This is a genomic window from Nonomuraea solani (assembly GCF_900108335.1).
GTDB classification, from domain to species: Bacteria; Actinomycetota; Actinomycetes; order Streptosporangiales; family Streptosporangiaceae; genus Nonomuraea; species Nonomuraea solani.
This window is the reverse complement of record NZ_FNVT01000029.1, coordinates 34,881-57,463: the sequence shown is the minus strand read 5'-3', so window position 1 is coordinate 57,463 and position 22,583 is coordinate 34,881. Positions and strand designations below refer to the sequence as shown.

The window sequence follows — 22,583 nt, the reverse complement described above, 5'->3', positions numbered from 1 at the left end:
ATCAAGCGGCCGCCCCCACCTGGACCGGCAGCATCGCGACCAGCCGGAACTCGTGCGGCTCGTCGTGCACCCGCAGCAACCCGCCCTCCTCGCGCACCCGCTCGGCCAGCCCGGCAAGGCCGTGCCCGCCCGCGCTCCCCGAGCGCGCGCCCGGCGTCACCACGGTGACGAGGAGGGCGTCGGGCTGCCAGTCGAGCGACACGCGGACCGGCGCGCCGGGAGCGTGCTTGGCCGCGTTCGTCAGCCCTTCCTGGACGACCCGGTAGGCGGACTCGCCGGTCAGCGGCGCGGCCGGCCCGATCCGTTCGAACGTGACCTCGCCGCCCGCCGCCCGGAACCGTTCGACCAGCTCATCGACGTCCGCCAGGCCGGGCCCGCCGGTGTGCCGCAGGGCGCCCACCACCTGGTGCAGCTCGGCGACGGCGGCCCGCGCCGCGCCCGCCAGGCCGCGTACGGCCCGCCGCTGCTCGGGCGGCAACGGCCCGACCTCCAGCTCCGCCGCCCGCACCGACACCAGGCTGAGCAGGTGGCCGAGCGAGTCGTGCATGTCGCGTGCGATGCGCAGCCGCTCCCTGGCGGCGGTCAGCTCGCGCTGCTGGGCGAGGTAGCGCCCGGCCATCACCGGCAGCACCGTGAGAACCCCGACCCGGGCCAGCACGCCGACCGGCTCGTCCGCGATCAGCGATCGCTCCGCCGCCATCAGCAGCACGCCCAGGTGCGCCACCACCGCGCCGGCGATCACCACCACGTCCCTGCGCGTGGAGATGCGCTGCCCGGCCTCGTACGCGGTGCAGACCAGCAGCGCGTACGACCCGCCGGTGAACAACGCCATGGTCACGGCGGCCAAGAACGCGGCGAGGGGCAGCCGGCGGGCGGCCGTCATGGCGAGCGCCGTCAGCACGGCGTATCCGGCGAAAGCCATCCCGTCCAGCCACAACAGCGTCGCATCGGCGATCACGACCGCCACAACCCGCGCGAACCACGCCATGCGCCACACCCTACTCATCAACTTTCGTGGACAAAGACGGCTACTTCCGGAGGCAGAGCGGACCGGCCCGCCGTTCGTAGCGTTCTCCGGGTGATCAGAACTCTGCTGGCACTGACCGTGCTGACCACCCCCGCCCCGGCCGCCGCCGAAGAGCTCCAGTGGACCGCCTGCCCCGGGCAGTCCGCGCTGCGGTGCGCGGACCTGCCCGTGGCCCTGGCGCCGGGCAGCACCCGGAAGCTCAATCTCAAGATGGCCCGCCTGCCCGCCACCGGAACCAGGAAGGGCTCCGTGCTGATCAACTTCGGCGGCCCCCAGGGCGGCCAGATCGCCGCCCTGGGGGCGCGGCCGCAGATCTTCGCCAAGATCCGGGAGTCGATGGACGTCATCACCTGGGACCCGCGCGGCTATCCCGGCCTCAGCACCCCGGTGCTGAACTGCGACTGGGGCCTCGTCCGCACGCCGGACCGCGTGCCCGCGGACCAGGCCGCCTTCGACCGCCTCGCGGCCGAGAACCGGGCCAGGGCGGACAAGTGCCGCAGCACCGACCCCGGCCTCTTCGACCACATGGACTCCGCGAGCGACGCCCGCGACGCCGACGCCATCCGCCGGGCCCTCGGCGAGAAGGAGATGAACTTCATCGGCACCTCGTACGGCGGCACCATCGCCCAGGCGTACGCCCGGCAGTTCCCAGAAAGGGTGCGCACCATCTACATCGACGGCACGGGCAACCACAGCCCGCGCGACTGGCAGCGTGAGCTCGACGCCCTCGCCCGCGACTACGAGCCCCTGATGGACCGCTTCTTCGAGCAGGGCGGACCGGAGCTGGAGCGGCGCTGGCGGGCCCTGGTCGCCGCCGCGGACAAGAAACCGATCCCGGCCCCGAAGGTGAACGCGGCCTACACCGGGGCGCAACTGCGGATGCTGCTGTTCCAGCAGGTCAGGTGGGACTCGTCGAACTACGCCAGGCTCACGGCGGCCATCGGGGAGGCGGAGCGCGGTGACGCCTCGAACTTCGCCGCCTCCGAGAAGAACCCGTACCCGGGACTGTCGGGCGGCGGGGTGAAGGAGTGCCTCGACTTCCCCCGTCCCACCGGGCCGAAGCAGGTCGCGCGTACGGTCAAGCGCCTGGACAAGGTCGCCCCCAACCTGGGCGGCGTGTTCCCGCTCGCCTGGCACCTCCCGCTCACCTGCGCCGGCTGGCCGGCCCCGGTCAGCAACCCGCCGAAGCCGCTGCCCCGCACGCTCCCGCCGCTGCTCGGCGCCGGCACCTGGCTCGACTTCGGCGGCACGTCCCGGGTGGCCGCCCAGGTGCCCGGCAGCCGGATGATCAAGTTTGACGGCCCCGGGCACAACCTGTTCGCCGCCATGGCCAACCCGTGCGTGATCGACCACGTCAGCCGGTACGTCACGACGGGCGCGCTGCCGGCCGGCGACACCCCCTCTTCGAAGGGGACATCGTGCTCAACCTGATCACCGCCAAGGACGTCGCGGCCGGGCGCCGGCTGCCGCTCACGTCGGTGAAGTGAAGGTGTCATATTCATGACATGTCGCTGTTTAGCCAGGCCATAGGGGTGCCTCTGGACCGGTCTGATCCTTCATTCTCTTGAACGAATAGCGCGACGAGTCAAAGTAGGTTCGTTCATGAGATGGATCACCCGCTTCGGCGCCGCCGGTGTGGGCCTGGCGATGCTGGCCGTACCGGTGCCGGCGCAGGCCGCCGCACCCGAGCCCGCCACAGCCCCCGGCGCCCTGCGCCACGTCACGCTGATCACCGGTGACGTGGTGTCGGTGCGGGAGTTCGCCGGCGGCAGGCGCTCGGCGACCGTGCGGCCCGCCAAGGGCCGGGAGGACGTGAGGTTCTTCACCAGGGAGGAGAACGGCGACCTGGTGGTCACGCCCGCCGACATGGTGCCGTACCTGTCGCGCGGGCTCATGGACGAGCGGCTGTTCTCGGTCGGCGACCTGATCGAGCAGGGGTACGACGACGAGCGCAGCGACACCCTGCCGCTCCTCCTGTCGTACGAGAAGGCCGACGACCAGGCGATCACGCTGCGCAGCGTCAAGGCACGGGCCTTACGGGCGGACAAGGACGAACTACCCGTCCTGTGGAGCGCCGCCACCGCCGAGCCGCGCCTGCGCGACGGGCTGGCCAAGATCTGGCTGGACGGGAAGGTCACCGCGTCGCTGGAGCACAGCGTCCCGCAGGTGGGCGCCCCGCAGGCGTGGCAGGACGGGTACGACGGCAAGGGCGTCAAGGTGGCCGTCCTGGACACCGGCATCGACCCGGCCCACGCCGACGTCGCCGCCAAGGTCACCGCGACCCGCGACTTCACCGACACCGGCTCGGCCAAGGACGAGCACGGGCACGGCACCCACGTCGCCGCCACCGTGGCGGGCACCGGCGCCGCCTCGAAGGGCCTGCGCAAGGGCGTCGCTCCCGGTGCCGAGCTGGTGATCGGCAAGGTTCTCGACGCGCGCGGCAGCGGCACGGAGTCCCAGGTGCTCGCCGGCATGGAGTGGGCGGCCAGGGAGAGCGGCGCCGATGTGATCAACATGAGCCTCGGCGGCGGCGCCACCGACGGCACCGACCCGCTCAGCACCGCCGTGGACACGCTGACGGCGGAGACCGGCGCGCTGTTCGTCATCGCGGCCGGCAACGAGGGCGGCGAGTACGAGGTCGGCTCGCCCGGCGCCGCCACCTCGGCGCTGACCGTCGGCGCCGTGGACGCCAACGACGCGCTCGCCCCCTTCTCCAGCCGGGGCCCACGCCTGGACGAGGCGCTCAAGCCGGACATCACCGCCCCCGGCGTGAACATCATCGCCGCCCGGGCGGCGGGGACGAGCCTCGGGACGCCGGTCGACGACCTGCACACGAAGCTCTCCGGCACGTCCATGGCCACGCCGCACGTGGCCGGCGCGGCGGCGATCCTGGCCCAGCGGCACCCCGAGTGGAAGGCCGGGCAGCTCAAGGACGCCCTGGTGTCCACGGCGAAGACGATCGACGGGCAGACCGCGTACGAGCAGGGCGGCGGCCGCCTGGACGTGGCGAAGGCCGTACGGCAGACCGTGACCGCCACCGCCTCGATCAGCATGGGCGTGCACGAGGACGGCGACACCACCGCCCCCGGCGGCACCATCACCTACGGCAACTCCGGCCAGGCCCCCGTCACGCTGACGCTCACCCCCGCCCTGACCAACCTGGACGGCACCGCGCCCGGCGCGGGCGCGCTGAGCCTGTCCGCCACGACGGTCACGGTGGAGCCGGGCTCGACCGCCACGGTCGAGGCCAAGGTGGACCTGGCGAAGCTGGCGCACGGCCGGCACACCGGCTCCGTCACCGCCACCGACGGCACCGCGGTCGCGCACACCACGATCGTGCTGACCCGCCGCGGCAAGATGCACAAGGTGAACTTCACCGCCGTCGAGCGCGACGGCGGCCCGGCCCGGGTCCCGTTCATCGCCATGTACGGCGCCGCCAGCCGCGACGACGTGTACGGCTACATCCTGTTCGAGAACGAGGGCTGGACCGTGGAGGTGCCCGAGGGCACGTACCACACGCAGGCCATCATGGGCGAGACCAGCGACGAGCTGCCCATGGACACCCTCGTCGTCAAGCCCGAGCTGCGGGTCGACAGGGACATGGAGGTGGTGCTCGACGCCAGGACCGCCGTCCCCGTGGAGATCAAGACCTCCCAGCCGGTGATCCAGGACGGCATCTCCACCTATTTCACCCACCGCACGTACGGCTCCCGCGAGATCATTCTGGGCTCGATGAACTTCCCCTCCGTCGAGGGCCTGGCGGTCACCCCGACCGCGCAGGTCGCCAACGGCACGTTCGAGTTCTCCTCCCGCTGGCAGCTCGCCGCGCCCCGGGTGTCGGCCAGGCTGGGCCGCGACACGCTGGTCGTGCGGCCCGCGATCAGGTCGCCGGAGATCACCGGCACCAGGCGCTGGCGGCTCGTCAAGGCCGGGGGCGACGTCAAGGGCAAGGCCGTCGTCGTCGTCAGCGAGGAGTTCGGCGACTGGGACGACAAGGTCAAGGAGCTGGCCGAGGCCGGCGCGGCGGCGGCGATCGTCGTCGGCCCCGACGGCCGCGCGATGTGGCAGCCCTGGTCCCCGGTCGGCGACCGCGACCCGATCCCGACCCTGCTGATCACGCACGACCGCGGTCAGGTGCTGCTGAAGCAGGCGGGCAGGGCCACGCTGGAGGTGACGGGGGCGTTCGCGACCCCTTACCTGTACGAGGTCATGCAGGTCTCGTCCGGCCGGATCCCCCAGCGGATCGTGCACGAGGTGAGCTGGCGCAACACCGCCCTGGTCGACTCCGGCTACCACGAGTCCGGCGGCGAGGGCTTCGGCAAGGACCAGCGGTTCGGCTGGCGGCCCTGGCAGACGTACGACCTGGGCCTGCAGATGGAGACCCAGCGCATCCTGCCGACGCCGCTGCGCAGGGCCGAGTACGTCAGCTCGGGCGACACCCAGTGGCAGCACGTGGTCCAGCACGCGCTGACCTGGGAGTCGATGAGCCGGCTGCGCGGCGGCCTGACCGACGGGCCGCGGACGTACCGGGCGGGCGAGGTCGTCAAGGAACGCTGGTTCGCCCCCGTCGTACGCCCGGTCGTCGAGACCGCCACCCGGACGGGTGACGTGCTGTCGGTGCGGGTGCCGGAGTTCGTGGACGCCGACGGGCACCGCGGCTACGCGTTCGAGAGCGCCGACAGGGACACCACGGCGGCCCGCTACTACCGGAACGGCCGGTTGGTGGAGGAGCGCGACGACCTGTTCGGCGATCTGCCCGCCGTGGCGGAGAACGCCGAGTACCGTCTGGAGCTGTCCACGACGCGGACCTCGGAGGAGTGGCGTTACGCCACGGCCACGAAGAGCGCCTGGACGTTCAGGTCGGCCCGCTCCGAGGGCACCAAGGCGCTGCCGCTGCTGGGCGTGGACTACGACCTGCCCACCGACCTCGAAGGACGGGTGCCGAGGGCGGCGCTGCTCGGCTTCGCCGCGCCCGGGTCGAGCTCGCTGACCGTCGAGATGTCCTACGACGACGGCTCGACCTGGCGCCGGTTGCCGCTCGTGCCTCTGGGCCACGGCCGGTACACGTCGCTGGTGGCGCACCGGCCCACCGGCACCGGGGTCTCGCTGCGGGTCACCGCGACCGGCCCGAACGGCGGCCGGTTCGAGCAGACCGTCACCCGGGCGTACGGGGTCAAGTAGTCACAACCAGCGCTCGCGGGCCGCATGCCAGGCAAGTTGCATCCTGGTCTGCGCGCCCGCGAGCTGCATGAGGTGGTAGACGCGGCGCTGCACGGTGCGCAGGCTGAGCCCGAGCTGGCTCGCGATCGTCTTCTCCGGCACGCCCGCGACCAGCAGCGACAGCAGGTACAGCTCGTCGGCGTCCAGCGGGCACGAGGCGGCGTCGGCCAGGCGGCCGTCCTCCTGGATCCTGATCGGCGTGGCCCGCTCCCACTGGACGTCGAACAGGGCGATCAGCGCCTCCAGCAGGCTGCTTCCGCGTACGAGGGCGGCCGTCGGCTCGGCCGTGCCGCGCGTGTGCTGCACCAGCGGCAGCACCGCGGTGGCCCGGTCGGCGATCATCATCCGGACCGGCAGCGTCCGTACGGCCCTGGCCTGCTCTCCAAGGCCGATCCCATAAGCCACGTTGGCCATCATCCCGGGCTCCTCCACCAGGGCCCGCTCGTAGATGACCCGGTAGGCCACGCCGCGCCCGAGCGCCTCCAGCTCCTCGGTGTTGTCGGACGACGGCATCACCACGTGCCCCGCCCGGCAGAAGGCCATGACCTCCTCGCGGGCGGTGTCCTGCAGGTGGCGTACCTGCTCGCGCAGCGCGTCCCGGCTCGGCAGGATCTCGATCAGGTGGTCGGCGTTCCTGCGGCGCTGACTGCCCCGATATTCCTCGGCGAGCTGCTCCACGGCCTGGCGGGCCCAGTCGATCGTCTCCTGCTGGCGTACGAGCTTCGGGCCGAGCGCGATCTCCGGCGCCACCGGCGCGAACCTGCCCGGCCCCACCTCGCGCGCCAGCCCGGCGCCCCGCATGGCGGCCAGCGCGCCGGTCGTCGCGTCCGTCGTGAGCCCCAGCTCTTCGGCGAGATCGGCCACGTCCGCCTCGCCGGCCCGCACGAGTAACCGGTACGCCCGTTCCTCCACCTCACCCAGCCCGGCAACCTCCAGCATGCCGTCCATGATGGCACTCGTGAAAGTTTCAGCCGCGATTGACCGGGAGCCGGGCCAACCCCCATGATCATGATGCTTCCTGGTCAGGAGGAGGCGTCGAGTGGATACCGCTAGCCATGGCGAGGTGCTCCGATGCCGAAAGTCCCGTTAAGAGCCGCGTTCGCCGTCATGCTGACGCTGACCGCGCTGAACGTCCCGGTCGCGCACGCGGACGAGGTCACCCCCGTCGCGGTGACCGTCAACGCCCGTGCCGCGCTCTCGAAGGTCCCTGAGACCGGCCTTGGTACCAACCATGCGATCTGGGACACGAATCTGGGCACGAACCAGACCGCCGACCTGCTCAAGGACGCGGGGATGAAGCTGCTGCGCTATCCCGGCGGCTCGTACTCCGACATCTACCACTGGGCCGACCACACCGCTCCCGGTGGCTATGTGGCGCCCAACACCGACTTCGACACGTTCATGGGCGGCGTGCGGCGTACCGGGGCGCAGGCGATGGTGACCGCCAACTACGGCACCGGGACCGCCGAGGAGGCGGCCGCCTGGGTACGTCATGCCAACGTCACCAAGAAGTACGGCATCAAGTACTGGGAGATCGGCAACGAGAACTACGGCAACGGCCACTACGGGACCGCGTGGGAGGCGGACAACCACGCGGACAAGTCGCCCAACGAGTACGCCCGCCACGTCGTTTCGTACGCGGACGCGATGAAGGCCGCCGATCCCACCATCAAGATCGGCGCGGTGCTGACCACGCCCGCCAACTGGCCCGACGCCATCGTGGGCGCGGGTGACAGTGGAAGCTGGAACAAGGTCGTGCTTTCGGCGGCCGGCGAGAAGATCGACTTCGCCATCCTGCACTGGTATCCCGGCGCCCTAGACAAGTCCGGACATATCCAGGACATCATCCAGCTCACCCGCGAGCAGATCGCCCAGTACGCCGGCCCCGGCTCCGACCGGATCGGCATCGCGATGACCGAGTTCAACACGGGTTCGAGCAGCAACGGCACCAACACCCAGCCCGGCGCCCTGGCCGCCGCCGACGCCTACGCGTCCCTGCTGGCGGGCGGCGTCTTCACGGTGGACTGGTGGAACGTCCACAACGGCATCGGCAACGTCACCGAGGTCGAGGGCCACACCGACTACGGCGACTTCGGCCTGCTGTCGAGCGGCGTGTGCAACGCCGACGGCACGGTGTGCGAGCCACCGCTCAACACGCCCTTCGCGCCCTATTACGCGCTGCGGATGATGAGCGAGTTCGCCCGTCCCGGCGACCAGTTCATCCGGGCCGCGACCGACCAGCCCAAGGTCACCGCGCACGCCACCCGGCGTACCAATGGCGACCTGTCGGTGCTGCTGATCAACACCTCCTCGGACACCTCGTACCCCGTGGCGCTCGACTACGAAGGCTTCACCCCCGCCGCCGGCGCGCCCACCGTACTGACCCACACGAACGGCGCCACCACCATCACCACCACGACCACCGGCACCGCGACCACCCAGACCCTGCCGCCGCTCTCCCTCACCACGCTCGTCCTGCGCCCGTCCGCCCCGTCGACCGGCCTGCCGGGCGCGCCGGGGCAGCCCAAGACCACGCAGATCACCCACGACAGCGCCACGATCACCTGGCCCGCCGCCTCCAGGGGCGCGCGCCCGATCGCCAAGTACGAGATCCACCGCCAGAACGGCGCCATCACCGAGCAGCTCGGCGAGACCTCCGGAACCACGTTCACGGTCCACAACCTGCGGCCCGGCACCCGCTACACACTCAACGTGATCGCCCGCGACACCGGCGGCGCCCTCTCGTGGAGCTCACCGCCGCTGACCTTCACGACCGGCACCCCGGCCGCGAGCGCCTGCTCGGTGAAGCTCACCATCCCGACCGACTGGGCCAGCGGGTACGTCGGCGCGATCGACATCACCAACAACGGCGCCCCGCTCAACGGCTGGACCCTGGCCTTCACCTGGCCCAGGACCTGGCAGAGCCTGGGGAGCGGATGGAGCGCGACCTGGACCCAGGACGGGTCCGACGTCAAGGCCGTCAACGAGCCCGGCAACGGCTCGCTGGCCACCGGCGCGACGGCCACGATCGGCTTCGTCGGCAACTACAGCGGGCCGAACGTCCTGCCCCGCGTCTTCACCCTCAACGGAACCGTCTGCACCCTTCAATAGGTTCTGTGCGCGCCCCCGGTCACCGGGGGCGCGCGATCCCTCTAAGGCTTCCAGACCGCCACCACCCGGGCTGCCGTCTCCTCGACGCTCAGCCCGGTCGTGTCCACCCGCACGTCGGCACCGTCCACCGCTTCCTGCTCCCGGTGCAACATCGCGAACTCTTCCCAGCTCAGATACACCGGCCGCCGCTCAGCCCGCTCCCGCGCCCGCTCGAACGCGACGTCCAGCCGCACCACCAGCCGCCGCTCCAGCAGCTCCCGGTAGACGGAGAGGGTCTCGGCGTCGAGCACGTCCGCGATGACGACGTCGATCCCGGCCGCGACGAAGTTGCGGGCCAGGCCGCACGCGTTCACCGCGCTGAGCCACCGCTGCCGCCGCCCCTCTTCGCCTTTCCACGGGGCGACCATGCCCGAGACGACGAGCTGCCGTACGTCGTCCACATCGATGAACGCACACCGCCCCGGCCGGCCGGCCGCCACCAACCGCCCCAGAGTGCTCTTGCCCACCGCCGGAGGCCCCGACAACACCAGAACCCGCATGACCCCTCGATCATCGACACGAACCAGGAACCCCCGGCGGATCGGCTGTCTAACCGGCCTTGACCAGCAGCCGTAGCGGCCGGAAGACGAAGCCGTCGGTCCACCGTACGGCCGCCAGATCCTCCTGCGCCTGAAGTGCGGGCAAGCGGGTGACCAGGGCGTGGAACGCCTCCTGGAGTTCCATCCTGGCCAGGTTCGCCCCCAGGCAGTAGTGAGGCCCGTGGCCGAGCCCCAGGTGCGGGTTGGGCGGCGTGGTGGCGAACCGGTGGATGTCGAACCGTAGCGGGTCCTCGAACACCGCCGGGTCGTGGTTGGCCGCCGAGATGTTGGGCAGCACGACGCTGCCCGCCGCGATCGGCCCGGCGGACACCTCGACGTCCTCGGTGATCCGCCGCAGCATGCCGTTGCTGCCGGGGGCCTCGTGGCGCAGGATCTCCTCCACCGCCGCCGGCACCCCCTCCGGGCGGGCGGCGAGTTCGGCGTACTGGTCAGGGTGGCAGAGCAGGCGGTACGTGCCCCGGCTGATCATCGAGGCGGTGGTCTCGTGCCCGGCCACGATCAGCGTGAAGACCATGTTGGTCAGCTCGTCCTCGCTGAGCCCGTCGCCCGCGTCGCGTGCCCCGATGAGCAGGTCGACCAGGTCGTCCCCCGGCTCGGCCCGGTGTTGTTGGAGCAGCTCGCGCGTATAGGCCGTGAGCGCGGCCATCCCCTCGATCCTGGCCTCGGCGGTGGCGTCGGAGGTGGACAGGAACGTCTCCGTCCAGCCCCGGAAGTCCTCGTAGCGGTCCATCGGCACGCCGAGCATCTCGCAGATCACCCGGGCGGGCAGCAGCAGCGCGTAGTCCGTGACCAGGTCGAACTCCGCGCCGGCCGCGTCGATCAGCTCGGCCGCGATGGCCGCCGCGCGAGGCCGCCAGCGTTCGATGTGCTTGGGGGTGAACGTGCCGTGCATGATGCGGCGGTAGCGGGTGTGCTCCGGCGGGTCCTGGTTCATGAGCGCCGCCGGGTCGTCGTCCAGGAACATGCCCTTGGCCATCCGGGGCAGGCCGGGTTCGCGCAGGTTGCGGCTGCTGGCCGGGGACATGAGCACGGTGCGGACGTCCGCGTACCGGACGAGCATCGGAACCCGGTCGCCGCTGGGCAGCGTGGCGGGTTCCATCGGGGCCTCGGCGTGCCGGCGCGGGATGTCGGGCGAGAGGGTGCCGTACGGGCCTGGGGGAAGATCGGGCCACGTCGGGGTGGTGCTGGACTGTTCTGTCAAAGCCGCCTCCGGGCTATGCCGTCGTCCAACAAACTCGCTGGGAACGTACGGAATCAGCCGCCGAAGGTCAAGGCCCGATCAGCAGGTGCGCAGCATGTTGAGCAGGGCCACCCTCTCCTTGTGGGTCACGAAGAGCCGGTAGTGGCGTTTGACGGTGATCCAGGAGGTGGCGTACCGGCACCAGTAGGCGCGGCGTTTCGGCCGCCAGCTCTGGGGACCCTGACCGCCCTTGGCGATGTTGGCGGAGTGGCTGACCGCGAGCAGTTCGGGGCGGGTGACGTCGTTGGCGAAGGCGCGCCGCTTGGCCTGGCTCCAGCGTTTGGCACCCGAGCGCCAGGCGTACGCGAGCGGCACGACATGGTCGACGTCCACCTGCTTCTCGCTCTTGAGCCGCCTGCCGTCGTACGGGCTGTACCAGCGGCCCTTGACCGGATGGCAGGCCTTGTTCCGGCGTACGTGCCGCCCGTCGCGGGCCAGGACGACCTCCCGGGTGCTGCACTTGCCCTTGTGCCGCGCCCACAGAGGCTGGAACCGCTCGCGGCTGTAGCCCCGGATGGACAGCGGCCTGGCGACCTTGAGCTGGGCCAGCATGCGCCGGGCGACGGCCGCGCTCGCGGCCTGTGATCGCTGACGTGGTTCGGCCGTCGCCGGTGGCACGGTGATCAAGGTGACCACGAGAGCGAGTACGGCGACCCAGACTGCCCGCCTCAAGAAGATCATGGTGCTGCCCATACCCCACGATCTGCCCATCCATGGCGGCGATATTTTGCCTCCCCGTGAACCTTCCGTCGGAACAGCGGTAAGTACAGGCGAATCTGCCCGCTAGCCATGTGAAGGGAGCTGACCACTTCATGGCCGAATCGGCGACAGCCGAGGCCGCCGACACCGACCTGATTCGCCGGTCGGTACGCGAACCGGAGGCGTTCGCCACGGTGTTCGACCGGCACGCACCCGCCCTGCACCGCTACGCGGCCCGCAGGCTCGGCCCGGACGCGGCCGACGACGTGGTGTCCGAGACGTTCCTGGCCGCCTTCGAGCACCGGCACCGCTACGAGCATGACCAGATCAGTGCCCGGCCCTGGCTGTACGGCATCGCCTCGAACGTGATCGGCAAACGACGTCGGCGCGAGGTGGCCCGCTACCGGGCGTACGTGCGCGGCGGCGTGGACCCGGCGGAGATCACCGGCGGCCCGGTGGAGGACGGCGTGGGCACCCTCGCGGTCAACCGGCCGCTGGTGGCGGCGCTGGCCGGGTTACGCAAGGGCGACAGGGACGCGTTGTTGCTGGTGGCGTGGGCGGAACTGACGTACGAGGAGGTGGCCGGGGCGCTGGGCGTCCCGGTCGGGACCGTGCGATCCCGGCTCAACCGGGCGCGCAAGAAGGTCCGGCAGGCTCTGGAGGGAGCAGACCATGGATGAGATGAGGGAGATCGGCCGGCTGTGGGCCGGCACTCCTGAGGCGACGGAGCGCGACTTGGCGGGCTCCCGTGCCGAGCTGGTGGCCCGGTTCGACCGGCCGCGCCGCACCCGGCGTACCGCGCTGCCGGTCCGGCGCGTCGCCCTGGTCGGCGCGATGGCGGTGACGCTGACCGCCGGCATCCTCGCCACCCAGGTGAGCCTGGGCGGCTCCGGCTCTCCGATGGCCGCGCCGCCGGCCGACGCCAAGGCGCTGCTCAAGCTGGCCGCACAGGCCGCCGCAGGCCAGGCCGGCACGGTTCCGGACCGCGGCCAGTACGTCCACACCAAGAAGCTGGCCCAGCGGTACCTGCACACCCGGGGCAAGTCGGGCGAACCGCAGGGCACCACGATCACGGCCAGCGAGGAGCGCTGGGAGGCCGCCGATGTGAACAAGCCCTGGCTGAGCCGCGAGCAGGCCCTGTCGGCCACGGGACCGGCGCCCCGGAAATACTGGGACCACGGCGTCGAGGACATCGTCTCCGAGACGGCGGGCTGCCCCGGCGAACCCGCCTACGCCCGGCTCGGCGCCTGGCCGACGGACCCGGCCCAGGTGCGCGCGAAGATCGTGGCCGGCACGGGCGAGAAGCCGCTGCGCATCTGGTCCTCACTGAAGCGGCTGGCCATGGAGTCGGTGGTACGCCCCAGCCTGAGCGCCGCGCTCTACCAGGTGGCCGCCGGCCTGAACGGCATCGTCCTCATCCCTGACGCGGTGGACGCGGCGGGCCGCCCCGGTCTGGCCGTGGCGATGGACGAGGGCAACGGCACCCGATCCGAGCTGATCTTCGACCGGAAGACGTACCACTACCTGGGCGAGCGCTACGTCTACGTCAGGGACACCGAGGTCGAGCTGCCCGGCGGCCGCGACTACACCATCCCCAGGAACACGACGACCGGCACCGCGGTGCTCGCCGTCGATCTCGTACCCGGACTGCCCGAGGTGTCACCGAAGGCGTCCCGCATGAAGATCCCCTGCTGAACGTTCCCTTCCTAAGGAGCACTGTCATGATCATCACAGCGACCAAGGCCGTCGCGGCCGTCCTCATCGCCGGCGCCCTGTCACCCGGGACGGAGGCCGCGTACGAGAAGAAGGCCGCCATGGAGGAGACGCGGGTCGCCTGCATGAAGGAGCAGGGCCTCACCTACCTGGCCGAACCGGTCGTCAAGCGCCAGTGGCAGCCCGGTGAGCGCGAGCGCCTGGCCGGCGACTACGAGGCGCTGCGCGCTTATCGCGCTAAATACGGATTCGGCGTCTGGTCCAAGCACGTCTTCCCGGACGCCGCGTCCAAGGAGAACCCGAACAACAAGAACATGATGGCGATGTCAGCCAAAGAGCTGAAGAAGTGGCGCGCCGCCGACGAGGGCTGCTTCGCCAAGGCCGCCAAGGAGCACCTGGGCATGACCGTCACCTCGTTCTGGGACGACTATCTCACCAAGCTCGACACGGCACTGGAGGACTCGATCGCCCCGCTCGACAAGGACCCGCGACTCGTGGGGCTTGGCGAGCGGTTCGCCAAGTGTCTGGGCGCCGGCCCGACCAAGCCGTCGGTCCTGGCCGAGCTCGGGCGGTCGAAGTTCCTGAAGGAGCGTACGGAGCTCGCCAAGAAGAACCACAAGGGCGATAAGCCGGTCATGTGGGGGCCGATGAAGCCCGCCGAGGCCAGGCCGTACCTGGCCAAGGAGATCAAGGCGGCCCTCAAGGACCTGGAGTGCGGCAAGACGTTCTACGCCGCCTACTCGCCCGCGGCCTGGGCGGCCAAGGAGCGGGTGTACCAGGAGTTCGCCATGACCCCCATGCTCTAAGCCTGTGCGGTGAGCAGCGCGTCGGCGAGGCCGGTGCGAGCGTAGAGGACCAGGCGGCCCGCCCGGTGGGTGCTGGTCAGGCCGGCCGCCCGCAGCGCCGTGAGGTGCTGGGACACGCCCGCCGCGGAGAGCCCCGACCGCTGGGCGAGCTCGGTGGTCGAGGCGGGCGAGTCGAGTTCGGTCAGGATCAGGGCGCGGGATCGGCCGATCACGGCGGCGAGGGCTTCCACCCGCTCATGCGCCCGGCGCTCCCACAACGTGCCGATCCCGCGCGCCGGGTAGGCGAGCTGGGGCGTCTCCGACACGACGGACCGGGTCAGCACGCGCGGCCAGGCGAACACCGACGGCACCAGGAGCAGCCCGGCGCCGGTCTCGATCCTGGTGATGGCGCAGTGCCGCTGCACCAGGTGGAGGCCTCCGGCGGACCAGCGCACCGTGTGGTGCAGGTCGTTGAGCGCCTGGGCCGTGCCCTGCTCGGCCACCTGGCGGCCCCGGTGGAAGATGTCAGCCTCCAGCACCGAGCGGATCCTGCCCCAGTAAGGCGCGATCGCGAGCCGCCAGTAGGCGTCGATCTCCGCGACGATCCGGGGCAGTTGGGTCTGAGGGGCCCGGTGCAGGCCGCGCAGCCGGGAGGACAACCGGCCGTCGCGCTCGGCGGCCAGGTGGCCGAGGTCCCGCCGTACCAGCTCGGGGTCGGTCGCCTCGATGACGGCCAGCTCGTCTCCAAGATCGGGGGACGCGGTCGCGGGTGCCGGGTTGAGAAAGTCGGGAAGGTGGCCGAGGGCCGGAATCATGTCGGCCAGCCACCCACGATCGAGCCCCGCGGCCGCGAGCCGGGGACGCACCTGGTCGGCCCAGCCGCGATGGGGCTCCGGCACCACGGCGGCGTTCAGCACCCGGCAACTCGTGACGACCTCCCACATCGGCGAGACGGCGAACCGGGTCTCGGCCAGGTCGTTCACCGAGAAGGTCAGCCGCGCCTTCATCCCGCCTCCTCCGTCGCTCGCCGATTCGGTACGAGCTTAATCAATGGACGCCCGCGCTCCCGCCCGGCAGCATCCCGTGAGCAGGTACCGAACGACGCGAAGGCGGTCATCCACATGTCTGTTGACATCTCCTCCACCGAGCGGAAGGCCCGGTTGTTCCGCTCCTTGAGCACCGAGTCCGTACTGGTGCTGCCCAACGCCTGGGACGCCGCCAGCGCGGCCGTGATCGCCGCGGCCGGCGCCACGGCGATCGCCACCACCAGCGGCGGCGTGTCGTGGTCTCTGGGCCACGGGGACGGGCAGCGGCTGAGCCGGGACGAGATGGTGGCGGCCGCCCGGCGCATCGTGAACACCGTCGACCTGCCGGTGACGGTCGACGTGGAGGGCGGGTACGGCCCGGCCCCGGCGGACGTCGCCGCGACCGTACGGGCGGTGATCGAGGCCGGCGCGGTGGGCGTCAACCTGGAGGACTCCACGGCCCCTGGCGGCCCGCTGTTCGACATCGCCGGCCAGAGCGCCCGGCTCCGCGCCGCCCGGGAGGCCGCCGCGGCGGCGGGCCTGCCGGACCTGTTCGTCAACGCCCGCACCGACGTCTTCCTGTTCGCCATCGGCCAGGCCGAGGCCCGGCTGGACGACGTGCTGGCCCGCACCGCGGCCTATGCCGAGGCGGGCGCCGACGGCATCTTCGTCCCCGGCCTGCTCGACCTGGACGTGCTGAAGACTCTCTGCGCCGAGTCACCCCTGCCGGTCAACGCGATGGCCGGCGCCGGCGGCCCGAGCGTCACCGAACTCGCGCAGGCGGGGGTCCGCCGGATCAGCCTCGGCACCGGCCTGGCCCAGGCCGCCTACACCGCGACCCGCAGGGCCGCCGCGGAACTGTTCGGCCCGGGAACCTTCACGACGCTGGACGACTCACTGGACTTCGGCGAACTCAACGCCCTGTTCCGTCATTGATCAAACCCACGCCCAGGCAGAAGTGTCCGGGCGTGCACCGTTGAGCGAAACCACCCCACCGCTCTGAAGGCCGCCGCCGACTGTCAGCGGGGAACCACCTGAGCCCGCACGCCAGGGAGATCCTCGAAGGCCGCCGACGAGTCCATCGTGATAATGGTTCTCGCGGTGGCCGCGGCCGTCGCCGCAATCAGGAGATCGTACGCGCCACGAGACTTACCTTCTCGTCGAACATGCGCCATAAGACGAGCATGGACTCTGGCGACGTCTGTCGTGTATTCCTCGACGGGAATCAACGCCAGGACTTCATCCACGAAGGCCTGCCGATTGGGCCGGCGAGCCGCATCGGCCATTTCCACACCGACAAGCAGCTCCGCCACAGTGATCGCCGCGATCGCCACATCATCGGGGTCTTCGATCACCGCGTCCACGGACGCCTTGCCCCGCTCGGCCGCGATGAGCACGCCCGTGTCCAGGATCAGGCGTCGGGCCACGTGCCCCTCATCTCGTCGTCGATTGCCTCGCGGGCCGCCGCGACATCAGCCTCGAAATCCGCGTCCAGCGTCCCCGCCCTTCTGGCCAGAAACGCCTTGACCATACGCCCTGGTGCAGTAGGCGCAGGGCCGATCACGGCAATTTGCTTCCCGCCACGAGTCACCACAATGGTCTCCCCGTGCTCCGCCTCGTCTAGGACGGTGGCGAAGCTCCGAGACGCTTCAGTGGCAGTCATCACCTTCATAGAATCAGATTATCTGATGATGTCGGCTCCTGTTCAGTGAGTCGAAGCGTGCCCTTGCTCTCGTGAAGTCACTGACTTCAGCCAAGAAGGATCAAGCGGTCACATGGCGATGCATAGGCGCGACAGCCGTAGCGATCTGCCAGCCGTTCATCCGGTGCTCACACCCCGACTGCAGATGACCGTCCGCTTCGTTTGTTGCCGTCAGCGGACACAAAAACGCCCCGGAGCGATCGTCGCTTCGGGGCATCTTGGCTGTTCAAAGCTGGTGGTCAGGGGCAGGGTCGAACTGCCGACCTTCCGCTTTTCAGGCGGACGCTCGTACCAACTGAGCTACCTGACCCAGAGCGGTCCTGACGGGACTTGAACCCGCGACCTCCACCTTGACAGGGTGGCGAGCACTCCAAACTGCTCTACAGGACCTTGCTTTGCCTTGCGTTTCGTTCTGTTTGCGCTCGCTTAGCTTACCAGCTCTTCGGTGGTCTTCGACCAGCCGTTTTGCGGGTGCGCTAGGCGCTCGCTGTGCCCCCAACGGGATTCGAACCCGTGCCGCCGCCTTGAAAGGGCGGTGTCCTAGGCCGCTAGACGATGGGGGCTTAGGAACTTCCCTGTCGCCTTCCGTCGGGAGACCTCTGAAGCATAGGGGACGATTGCCCTTGATGCCAAAGTGGCGGACCGGCGGTCGGTGACGTGGTGCCGGTGATCGATCCCGTTGGAGACGGGGCGATCGTTGGCTCCGGAGAAATCATACGTTGTGGCTCGGGCTCCACGTGACGCTGGATGTACACCGACTGCTCCCCCAGCCCGCCCAGCGTGATGTCGTCCCAGGCCTGGAGGCGCTTGGTCTCCTTGTCGAAGTACAGGACGGACGCCTGTACGGGGGTCGGCTGGGCGTGTTCGAGGGCGCGCAGACCGGCGCCGCCCGTCGAGCCCTGGACGAGCATGCGGGTGCCCGTGGGAAGCATGGTGGTCCGGCGTTCGTGGGCGTGACCGGCCAGGATCAAGGGGGCGGCGCCCGAGAAGCCCTGGCCGACGACCCCGTCGTGGACGGCGATCAGGTCGGGTTTGCCCTTGGGCAGGCGGGAGCGGGCGTACTGAGCGAGGACTTCCGGGTCCGAGTCGACGGCTACGGATTTGTCCGGGGTGAAGCGGGGATCTCCGAGGCCGTAGATGTCCAGGCCGGCCACCTTCTGCGCCCTGCCGTCCAGGACGATGGCGTTCTTCTGCTTCTCGACCGCCTTCTGGGTGACCATCGAGTCGTGGTTGCCGCGGACGAACACGTACGGGACCTCAAGGGTGGAGATCTCGTCGACGAACTTGTTCTCCGCCTTGGTGCCATGGTCGGAAATGTCACCCGTGTCGACGATCAGGTCCACGGCGAACTGGTCCTTGAGGGAGCGGATGACGTTCCAGGCGATCGGATTGATGTGGATGTCGCTGATGTGCAGGACCCGGATGGATTTGGGGTCGGCGTCGTACAGGGGCAGGGTCGAGACGGTGTCGTACAGCTTCGAGACGTTCGTCACCAGTTTGGTGAGCTGAGAGCGGTACGACTCGAATTTGGTGACGATCGACTCCGCGCTGCCGACGAGCGACGGCGCGGCGGCCACCAGGCCGGAGTAACGGGGTTCGACGAGCGAGCTGGGCCGGAACGTGACGGCGGCCAGGACCCCCGTCCCCGCGAGCGCCACAGAGGCCGCCAGAAGGCCCAGCAGAGCCACTCTGGGGCGCCTGAAGACCATCAGGACCACGATCAGGGCTCCCGCCCCCGCACAGAGCAGTGAGCGGATCACGAGGGCGCGCACGCCGTCCAGGAGGTCGTCCTCGATCACCCCGGGCAGGCGGTCGGCCAGACGCGGGTCTTCGAGGAGGGCCTTGGCGCGCTCCTGATCGATGTTCTCGAGCGTGATGCGCAGCCTGAGCGGCGCGTCGTGGGTCTGGAACGTGAGCGTGCCGAGCGGGCTCGCGTCGACGACCGTCTCGCCGTTCCAGGCCGGTCGGAGGGACATTCCCGTCTCCACCGGACCCACCTGGGCGCGTACGGTCCCGCTGAGGAAAATCCCCAGCCAGGCACCAACGGCCGCCACGAGGAGCACCGCCGCGATCCTCGCGCCACGTGATCGGATGACTGCCTTTGACCTGTGGACGAACTTCATACAGCTTCTTGCCTACCCGAATGACGGGGCAGAATGGCAAGGGTGATCGAGGTTTCGCGGGAGAAGTTCGAGGAGCTCGTGTCCGAGGCTTTGGACACGATCCCTCCAGATCTCACGCGCGCCATGAGCAATGTCGTCGTCACTGTCGTCGATGATCCGCCAGAGCCCCACCTGCTCGGCCTGTACACCGGTGTCCCCCTCACCGAACGTGGCGACTGGTACTCCGCAGTCCTGCCCGACCGCATCGAGATCTACCGCAATCCGATATGCCAGATTTGCGATACCGAGGATGATGTGATCGACGAGGTACGCATCACGGTGGTGCATGAAGTCGGTCACCATTTCGGCATAGACGACGCCCGGCTTCATGAGCTGGGCTGGTAACCCTTTGCTTTTGGTTGGCCGCTTCGGCTTGCGTGCCACGGCTCCGGTCGGGCACCTTAGGTGACGTAACGAGCACCCTGAGTCAGGCCCAGCGGAGTCAAATGGCGCGACGGCGGCCGGGACGGCATCGCCGTGCCGGAGCACGACAGATCACCTATCGCGAAGTCATCGCCATCAGGGAGTTCCGGGCGCTCTGGTACGGCCAGGCCCTCTCACTTCTCGGCGACCAGCTCGCCCAGGTGGCGCTGGCCGTCCTCGTCTACGACCGCACAGGGTCGCCGCTGGCCACGGCGGCGGTCTACGCGCTGACATACCTGCCCTCGATCGTCGGCGGGCCGCTGCTGGCGGGGCTGGCGGACCGGTTCGCGCGCAGGGGCGTCATGCTGACCTGCGACCTCATCAGGGCCGCGCTCGTGGCCGTGATGGCCATTCCGGGCATGCCGTTTCCGGTGCTGTGCGGGCTGGTCTTCCTCGTGGTGCTGCTCAGCGCCCCGTTCTCGGCCGCGCGGGCGGCGCTGCTGCCCGAGGTACTCGAAGGCGACGCGTACGTAATGGGCTCGGCCCTCCAGAACATGACGAACCAGGCCGTACAGATGGTCGGTTTCGCGGCCGGCGGAGCGCTGATCGCGACCATGGGCCCCTATCGGGCGCTCGCCATCGACGCCGCCACGTTCGCGGGCTCGGCGCTGATCCTCGTCTCCGGCGTACGCCGCCGTCCCGCCGCCGCCCGCGAGGGCGCCCAGCCGTCCATGTGGACGATGACCGTGGGCGGGGCCCGGCTGGTGTTCGGGTCGCGCAAACTGCGCACACTGGTGCTCTTCGCCTGGCTGTGCGGCTTCTACATCCTGCCCGAGGGCATCGCCGTGCCGTACGCGGCCACGCTCTACACGGGCACTCTGCCGATTCCCGTGATCACCGGGCTGCTCATGGCCGCCATGCCGACCGGGACGGTGGTGGGCGCGTTCCTGTTCGCCAGGTTCGTGTCGCCGCCGCGGCGGCTGCGGCTCATGGGGTGGATGGCCATGCTGAGCTGCGCGCCCCTGGTCGTCACCGCGATGCGGCCGCCGTTGGCCGTCGTGCTCGCGGCGTGGGTTCTGTCGGGGATCGGCGGGGCGTACCAGCTCGCGGCCAATGCCGCCTTCGTCCAGTGCGTACCGGCCGAACGTCGTGCCCAGGCGTTCGGTCTCGTGCAGTCGGGGCTGATGGCCGTACAGGGGATCGGGATCCTGGTGGGCGGATTCGCGGCGGAGAGACTCGGCCCGGAGCCGGTGGTGGCGCTGGCCGGCGTCACCGGGCTGACCAGCGCAGCCGTGCTGGCCATGATCTGGACCGAGTCTCGGGGCGACAAGACCGCGCGGGTGCGCGCCGAGGCCGCCGCATGATCACACCTGCGGCTTGTGCTCGCCGCTCCAGTCGGTGTTGTTGCTCTTCGCCTGCTGCTTGCTGATCAGGTCCTGGACGATCGAGGTGTCGTGCTCCTCGTCCGGCATGAGGAGCCAGCCGATCGCGTAGACGCCGACGCCGAGCCCGCCGAAGAGGGTGACGATCGCGAGCGCGATTCGTACCATGTTGGCGTCGATCCCGAGGTACTCACCGATACCGGAGCAGACGCCCGCGATGATCCGGCCCTTGTGCGTCCGACGCAGCTTCTTGACGTTGTATTCGCTCATGCCTCAAGACTGCCCGGCGGCGGCTTATTCGCACATCAGGATTACCCCTGGTAGAACCCTGGTAGTCCCCTATGCGACTCATTCGAAGGGATCCCCGTGATGGACGACCTGCTGCGCCTCGACGACCAGCTCGACGCCGACCAGCGGCTGATCCGCGACACGGTCAGGTCGTTCGTCGCCGACCGCGTCCTGCCGCACGTGGGCGACTGGTTCGAGGAGGCGGTCTTCCCGGCGCGCGAGCTGGCGCCGGAGCTCGGGTCGCTCGGGCTGCTGGGGATGCATCTGGAGGGCTACGGCTGCGCGGGGACGGACGCGATCTCGTACGGCGTGGCCTGCCGGGAGCTGGAGGCGGGCGACTCCGGGCTACGGTCGTTCGTGTCGGTGCAGGGCTCGCTGGCCATGTTCCCGATCTGGCGGTACGGCTCTGAGGAGCAGAAACAGGAGTGGCTGCCGCGGATGGCGGCCGGCGAGGCGATCGGCTGCTTCGGCCTCACCGAACCGGACCACGGCTCCGATCCGGCCAACATGCGCACGTACGCCAAGAAAGACGGATCCGACTGGATCCTCAACGGCTCCAAGATGTGGATCACCAACGGCTCGATCGCCGACGTGGCCGTGGTCTGGGCCCAGACCGACGAGGGCGTCCGCGGCTTCGTCGTCCCCACCTCCACCCCCGGCTTCTCCGCCCCTGAGATCCACAAGAAGCTGTCCCTTAGGGCCTCGATCACCTCATCCCTCTATTTCGACGACGTACGCCTGCCCGCCACGGCCGCCCTCCCCGGCGTCACGGGCCTGAAGGGCCCGCTGTCGTGCCTGTCGGAGGCCCGCTTCGGCATCGTCTGGGGCGTCGTGGGCGCCGCGCGGGCGTGCCTGGAGTCGGCGGTCTCGTACGCGAAAACGCGCGTCCAGTTCGACAAGCCGATCGGCGCCTTCCAGCTCACACAGGAGAAGCTCGCCTGGATGTACGTCGGGGCGGCCCAGGCCGGGCTTACCGCGCTGCACCTGGGGGAACTCAAGGACGCGGGGCGGCTGGAGCCCCGGCAGATCAGCTTCGGCAAGCTGGCCAACGTACGGGCCGCCCTGGACATCGCCCGGCAGGCCCGCAGCATCCTGGGCGGGAACGGGATCACGCTGGAGTACCCTGTGATCAGGCACATGAACAATCTTGAGAGTGTGCTGACGTACGAGGGGACGCAGGAGATTCATACGCTGGTGCTGGGGGAGGCGCTTACCGGGCTGGCGGCTTACCGGTGATGGAGGCGTCGCGGACTGGGCGGTAATCTCT

Annotated in this window: 20 protein-coding genes and 3 tRNA genes; 10 read left to right on the top strand and 13 right to left on the bottom strand. The window is 70.1% G+C overall.

Annotated elements, in window-relative coordinates; translation table 11 throughout:
* Position 1 precedes the first annotated feature (1 nt).
* Positions 2–988, bottom strand: coding sequence for a sensor histidine kinase (locus tag C4V41_RS53335; RefSeq protein WP_146104165.1), 987 nt, complete (start codon positions 986–988; stop codon positions 2–4).
* 90 nt (positions 989–1,078) lie between these two features.
* Between C4V41_RS53335 and C4V41_RS53330 the strand changes: the two genes are divergently transcribed.
* Together C4V41_RS53330 and C4V41_RS53325 are read left to right on the top strand one after the other, a co-directional pair.
* Entirely contained in the window at positions 1,079–2,458 is a 1,380-nt protein-coding gene (locus C4V41_RS53330; protein WP_103963743.1) for an alpha/beta fold hydrolase, read from the top strand.
* A gap of 171 nt (positions 2,459–2,629) precedes the next feature.
* The gene (locus C4V41_RS53325) at positions 2,630–6,208 is read left to right on the top strand and encodes a S8 family peptidase (protein WP_103963742.1); all 3,579 of its coding nucleotides are present in this window, start codon (positions 2,630–2,632) and stop codon (positions 6,206–6,208) included.
* On the opposite strand, the gene C4V41_RS53320 is transcribed toward C4V41_RS53325, so the two are convergent.
* Positions 6,209–7,186: a LuxR C-terminal-related transcriptional regulator gene (locus C4V41_RS53320; RefSeq protein ID WP_103963800.1), complete on the bottom strand. Its 978-nt coding sequence runs from the start codon at positions 7,184–7,186 to the stop codon at positions 6,209–6,211.
* A gap of 132 nt (positions 7,187–7,318) precedes the next feature.
* Here C4V41_RS53320 and C4V41_RS53315 point away from each other — a divergent pair, with 132 nt between their 5' ends.
* Complete coding sequence (locus C4V41_RS53315) at positions 7,319–9,358, top strand: cellulose binding domain-containing protein (protein ID WP_103963741.1); 2,040 nt, start codon at positions 7,319–7,321, stop codon at positions 9,356–9,358.
* A gap of 41 nt (positions 9,359–9,399) precedes the next feature.
* Here the strand turns inward: C4V41_RS53315 and C4V41_RS53310 are convergent, their stop codons facing one another.
* The 3 genes from C4V41_RS53310 to C4V41_RS53300 form a co-directional block, all read right to left on the bottom strand.
* A complete protein-coding gene (locus C4V41_RS53310) occupies positions 9,400–9,897 on the bottom strand; it encodes a phosphotransferase-like protein (RefSeq protein WP_103963740.1) in 498 nt (165 codons plus the stop codon).
* A 49-nt stretch (positions 9,898–9,946) separates the two neighbouring features.
* A complete protein-coding gene (locus C4V41_RS53305) occupies positions 9,947–11,158 on the bottom strand; it encodes a cytochrome P450 (protein WP_235030945.1) in 1,212 nt (403 codons plus the stop codon).
* A 78-nt stretch (positions 11,159–11,236) separates the two neighbouring features.
* Entirely contained in the window at positions 11,237–11,878 is a 642-nt protein-coding gene (locus C4V41_RS53300) for an HNH endonuclease family protein (protein WP_103963798.1), read from the bottom strand.
* A 131-nt stretch (positions 11,879–12,009) separates the two neighbouring features.
* On the opposite strand from C4V41_RS53300, the gene C4V41_RS53295 reads away from it, so the two are divergent.
* Genes C4V41_RS53295 through C4V41_RS53285 form a run of 3 tightly spaced genes read left to right on the top strand, consistent with a single transcriptional unit; the run spans position 12,010 to position 14,415 of the window.
* Positions 12,010–12,576: an RNA polymerase sigma factor gene (locus C4V41_RS53295; RefSeq protein ID WP_103963739.1), complete on the top strand. Its 567-nt coding sequence runs from the start codon at positions 12,010–12,012 to the stop codon at positions 12,574–12,576.
* Positions 12,569–13,591: a CU044_5270 family protein gene (locus C4V41_RS53290; RefSeq protein ID WP_146104164.1), complete on the top strand. Its 1,023-nt coding sequence runs from the start codon at positions 12,569–12,571 to the stop codon at positions 13,589–13,591. The genes C4V41_RS53295 and C4V41_RS53290 overlap by 8 nt, the downstream gene beginning before the upstream one ends.
* A gap of 26 nt (positions 13,592–13,617) precedes the next feature.
* On the top strand, positions 13,618–14,415 hold the full coding sequence (locus C4V41_RS53285; protein ID WP_103963737.1) for a hypothetical protein: 798 nt from the start codon (positions 13,618–13,620) through the stop codon (positions 14,413–14,415).
* Here C4V41_RS53285 and C4V41_RS53280 read toward each other — a convergent pair.
* Positions 14,412–15,401 (bottom strand): ArsR/SmtB family transcription factor, encoded by a 990-nt coding sequence (locus C4V41_RS53280; protein ID WP_103963736.1) that lies wholly within the window; start codon positions 15,399–15,401, stop codon positions 14,412–14,414. The genes C4V41_RS53285 and C4V41_RS53280 overlap by 4 nt on opposite strands.
* A 114-nt stretch (positions 15,402–15,515) precedes the next feature.
* Here C4V41_RS53280 and C4V41_RS53275 point away from each other — a divergent pair, with 114 nt between their 5' ends.
* Positions 15,516–16,355 (top strand): isocitrate lyase/PEP mutase family protein, encoded by an 840-nt coding sequence (locus tag C4V41_RS53275; RefSeq protein WP_103963735.1) that lies wholly within the window; start codon positions 15,516–15,518, stop codon positions 16,353–16,355.
* Positions 16,356–16,438: 83 nt separating this feature from the next.
* Here the strand turns inward: C4V41_RS53275 and C4V41_RS53270 are convergent, their stop codons facing one another.
* The 6 genes from C4V41_RS53270 to C4V41_RS53245 form a co-directional block, all read right to left on the bottom strand.
* Positions 16,439–16,846 carry a PIN domain-containing protein gene (locus C4V41_RS53270; RefSeq protein ID WP_103963734.1) on the bottom strand — a complete coding sequence of 136 codons (408 nt, stop codon included), beginning with the start codon at positions 16,844–16,846 and terminating at the stop codon, positions 16,439–16,441.
* Entirely contained in the window at positions 16,831–17,091 is a 261-nt protein-coding gene (locus C4V41_RS53265; protein WP_103963733.1) for a type II toxin-antitoxin system Phd/YefM family antitoxin, read from the bottom strand. Before C4V41_RS53265 ends, C4V41_RS53270 begins: the two co-directional genes overlap by 16 nt.
* 263 nt (positions 17,092–17,354) lie before the next feature.
* Positions 17,355–17,431: transfer RNA gene (locus C4V41_RS53260), tRNA-Phe, on the bottom strand.
* Positions 17,432–17,436: 5 nt separating this feature from the next.
* Positions 17,437–17,511: transfer RNA gene (locus C4V41_RS53255), tRNA-Asp, on the bottom strand.
* A 100-nt stretch (positions 17,512–17,611) separates the two neighbouring features.
* Positions 17,612–17,684 (bottom strand) — tRNA-Glu (locus C4V41_RS53250).
* A complete protein-coding gene (locus C4V41_RS53245; protein ID WP_235030944.1) occupies positions 17,685–19,097 on the bottom strand; it encodes a metallophosphoesterase family protein in 1,413 nt (470 codons plus the stop codon).
* Positions 19,098–19,277: 180 nt separating this feature from the next.
* Between C4V41_RS53245 and C4V41_RS53240 the strand changes: the two genes are divergently transcribed.
* Positions 19,278–19,628 (top strand): metallopeptidase family protein, encoded by a 351-nt coding sequence (locus tag C4V41_RS53240; RefSeq protein ID WP_200824871.1) that lies wholly within the window; start codon positions 19,278–19,280, stop codon positions 19,626–19,628.
* Between the two features lie 101 nt (positions 19,629–19,729).
* The gene (locus tag C4V41_RS53235) at positions 19,730–21,010 is read left to right on the top strand and encodes an MFS transporter (RefSeq protein ID WP_103963731.1); all 1,281 of its coding nucleotides are present in this window, start codon (positions 19,730–19,732) and stop codon (positions 21,008–21,010) included.
* Here C4V41_RS53235 and C4V41_RS53230 read toward each other — a convergent pair whose 3' ends face one another.
* Complete coding sequence (locus tag C4V41_RS53230) at positions 21,011–21,298, bottom strand: PspC domain-containing protein (RefSeq protein WP_103963730.1); 288 nt, start codon at positions 21,296–21,298, stop codon at positions 21,011–21,013.
* Positions 21,299–21,397: 99 nt separating this feature from the next.
* Between C4V41_RS53230 and C4V41_RS53225 the strand changes: the two genes are divergently transcribed.
* A complete protein-coding gene (locus C4V41_RS53225) occupies positions 21,398–22,552 on the top strand; it encodes an acyl-CoA dehydrogenase family protein (RefSeq protein ID WP_103963729.1) in 1,155 nt (384 codons plus the stop codon).
* Positions 22,553–22,583 lie beyond the last annotated feature (31 nt).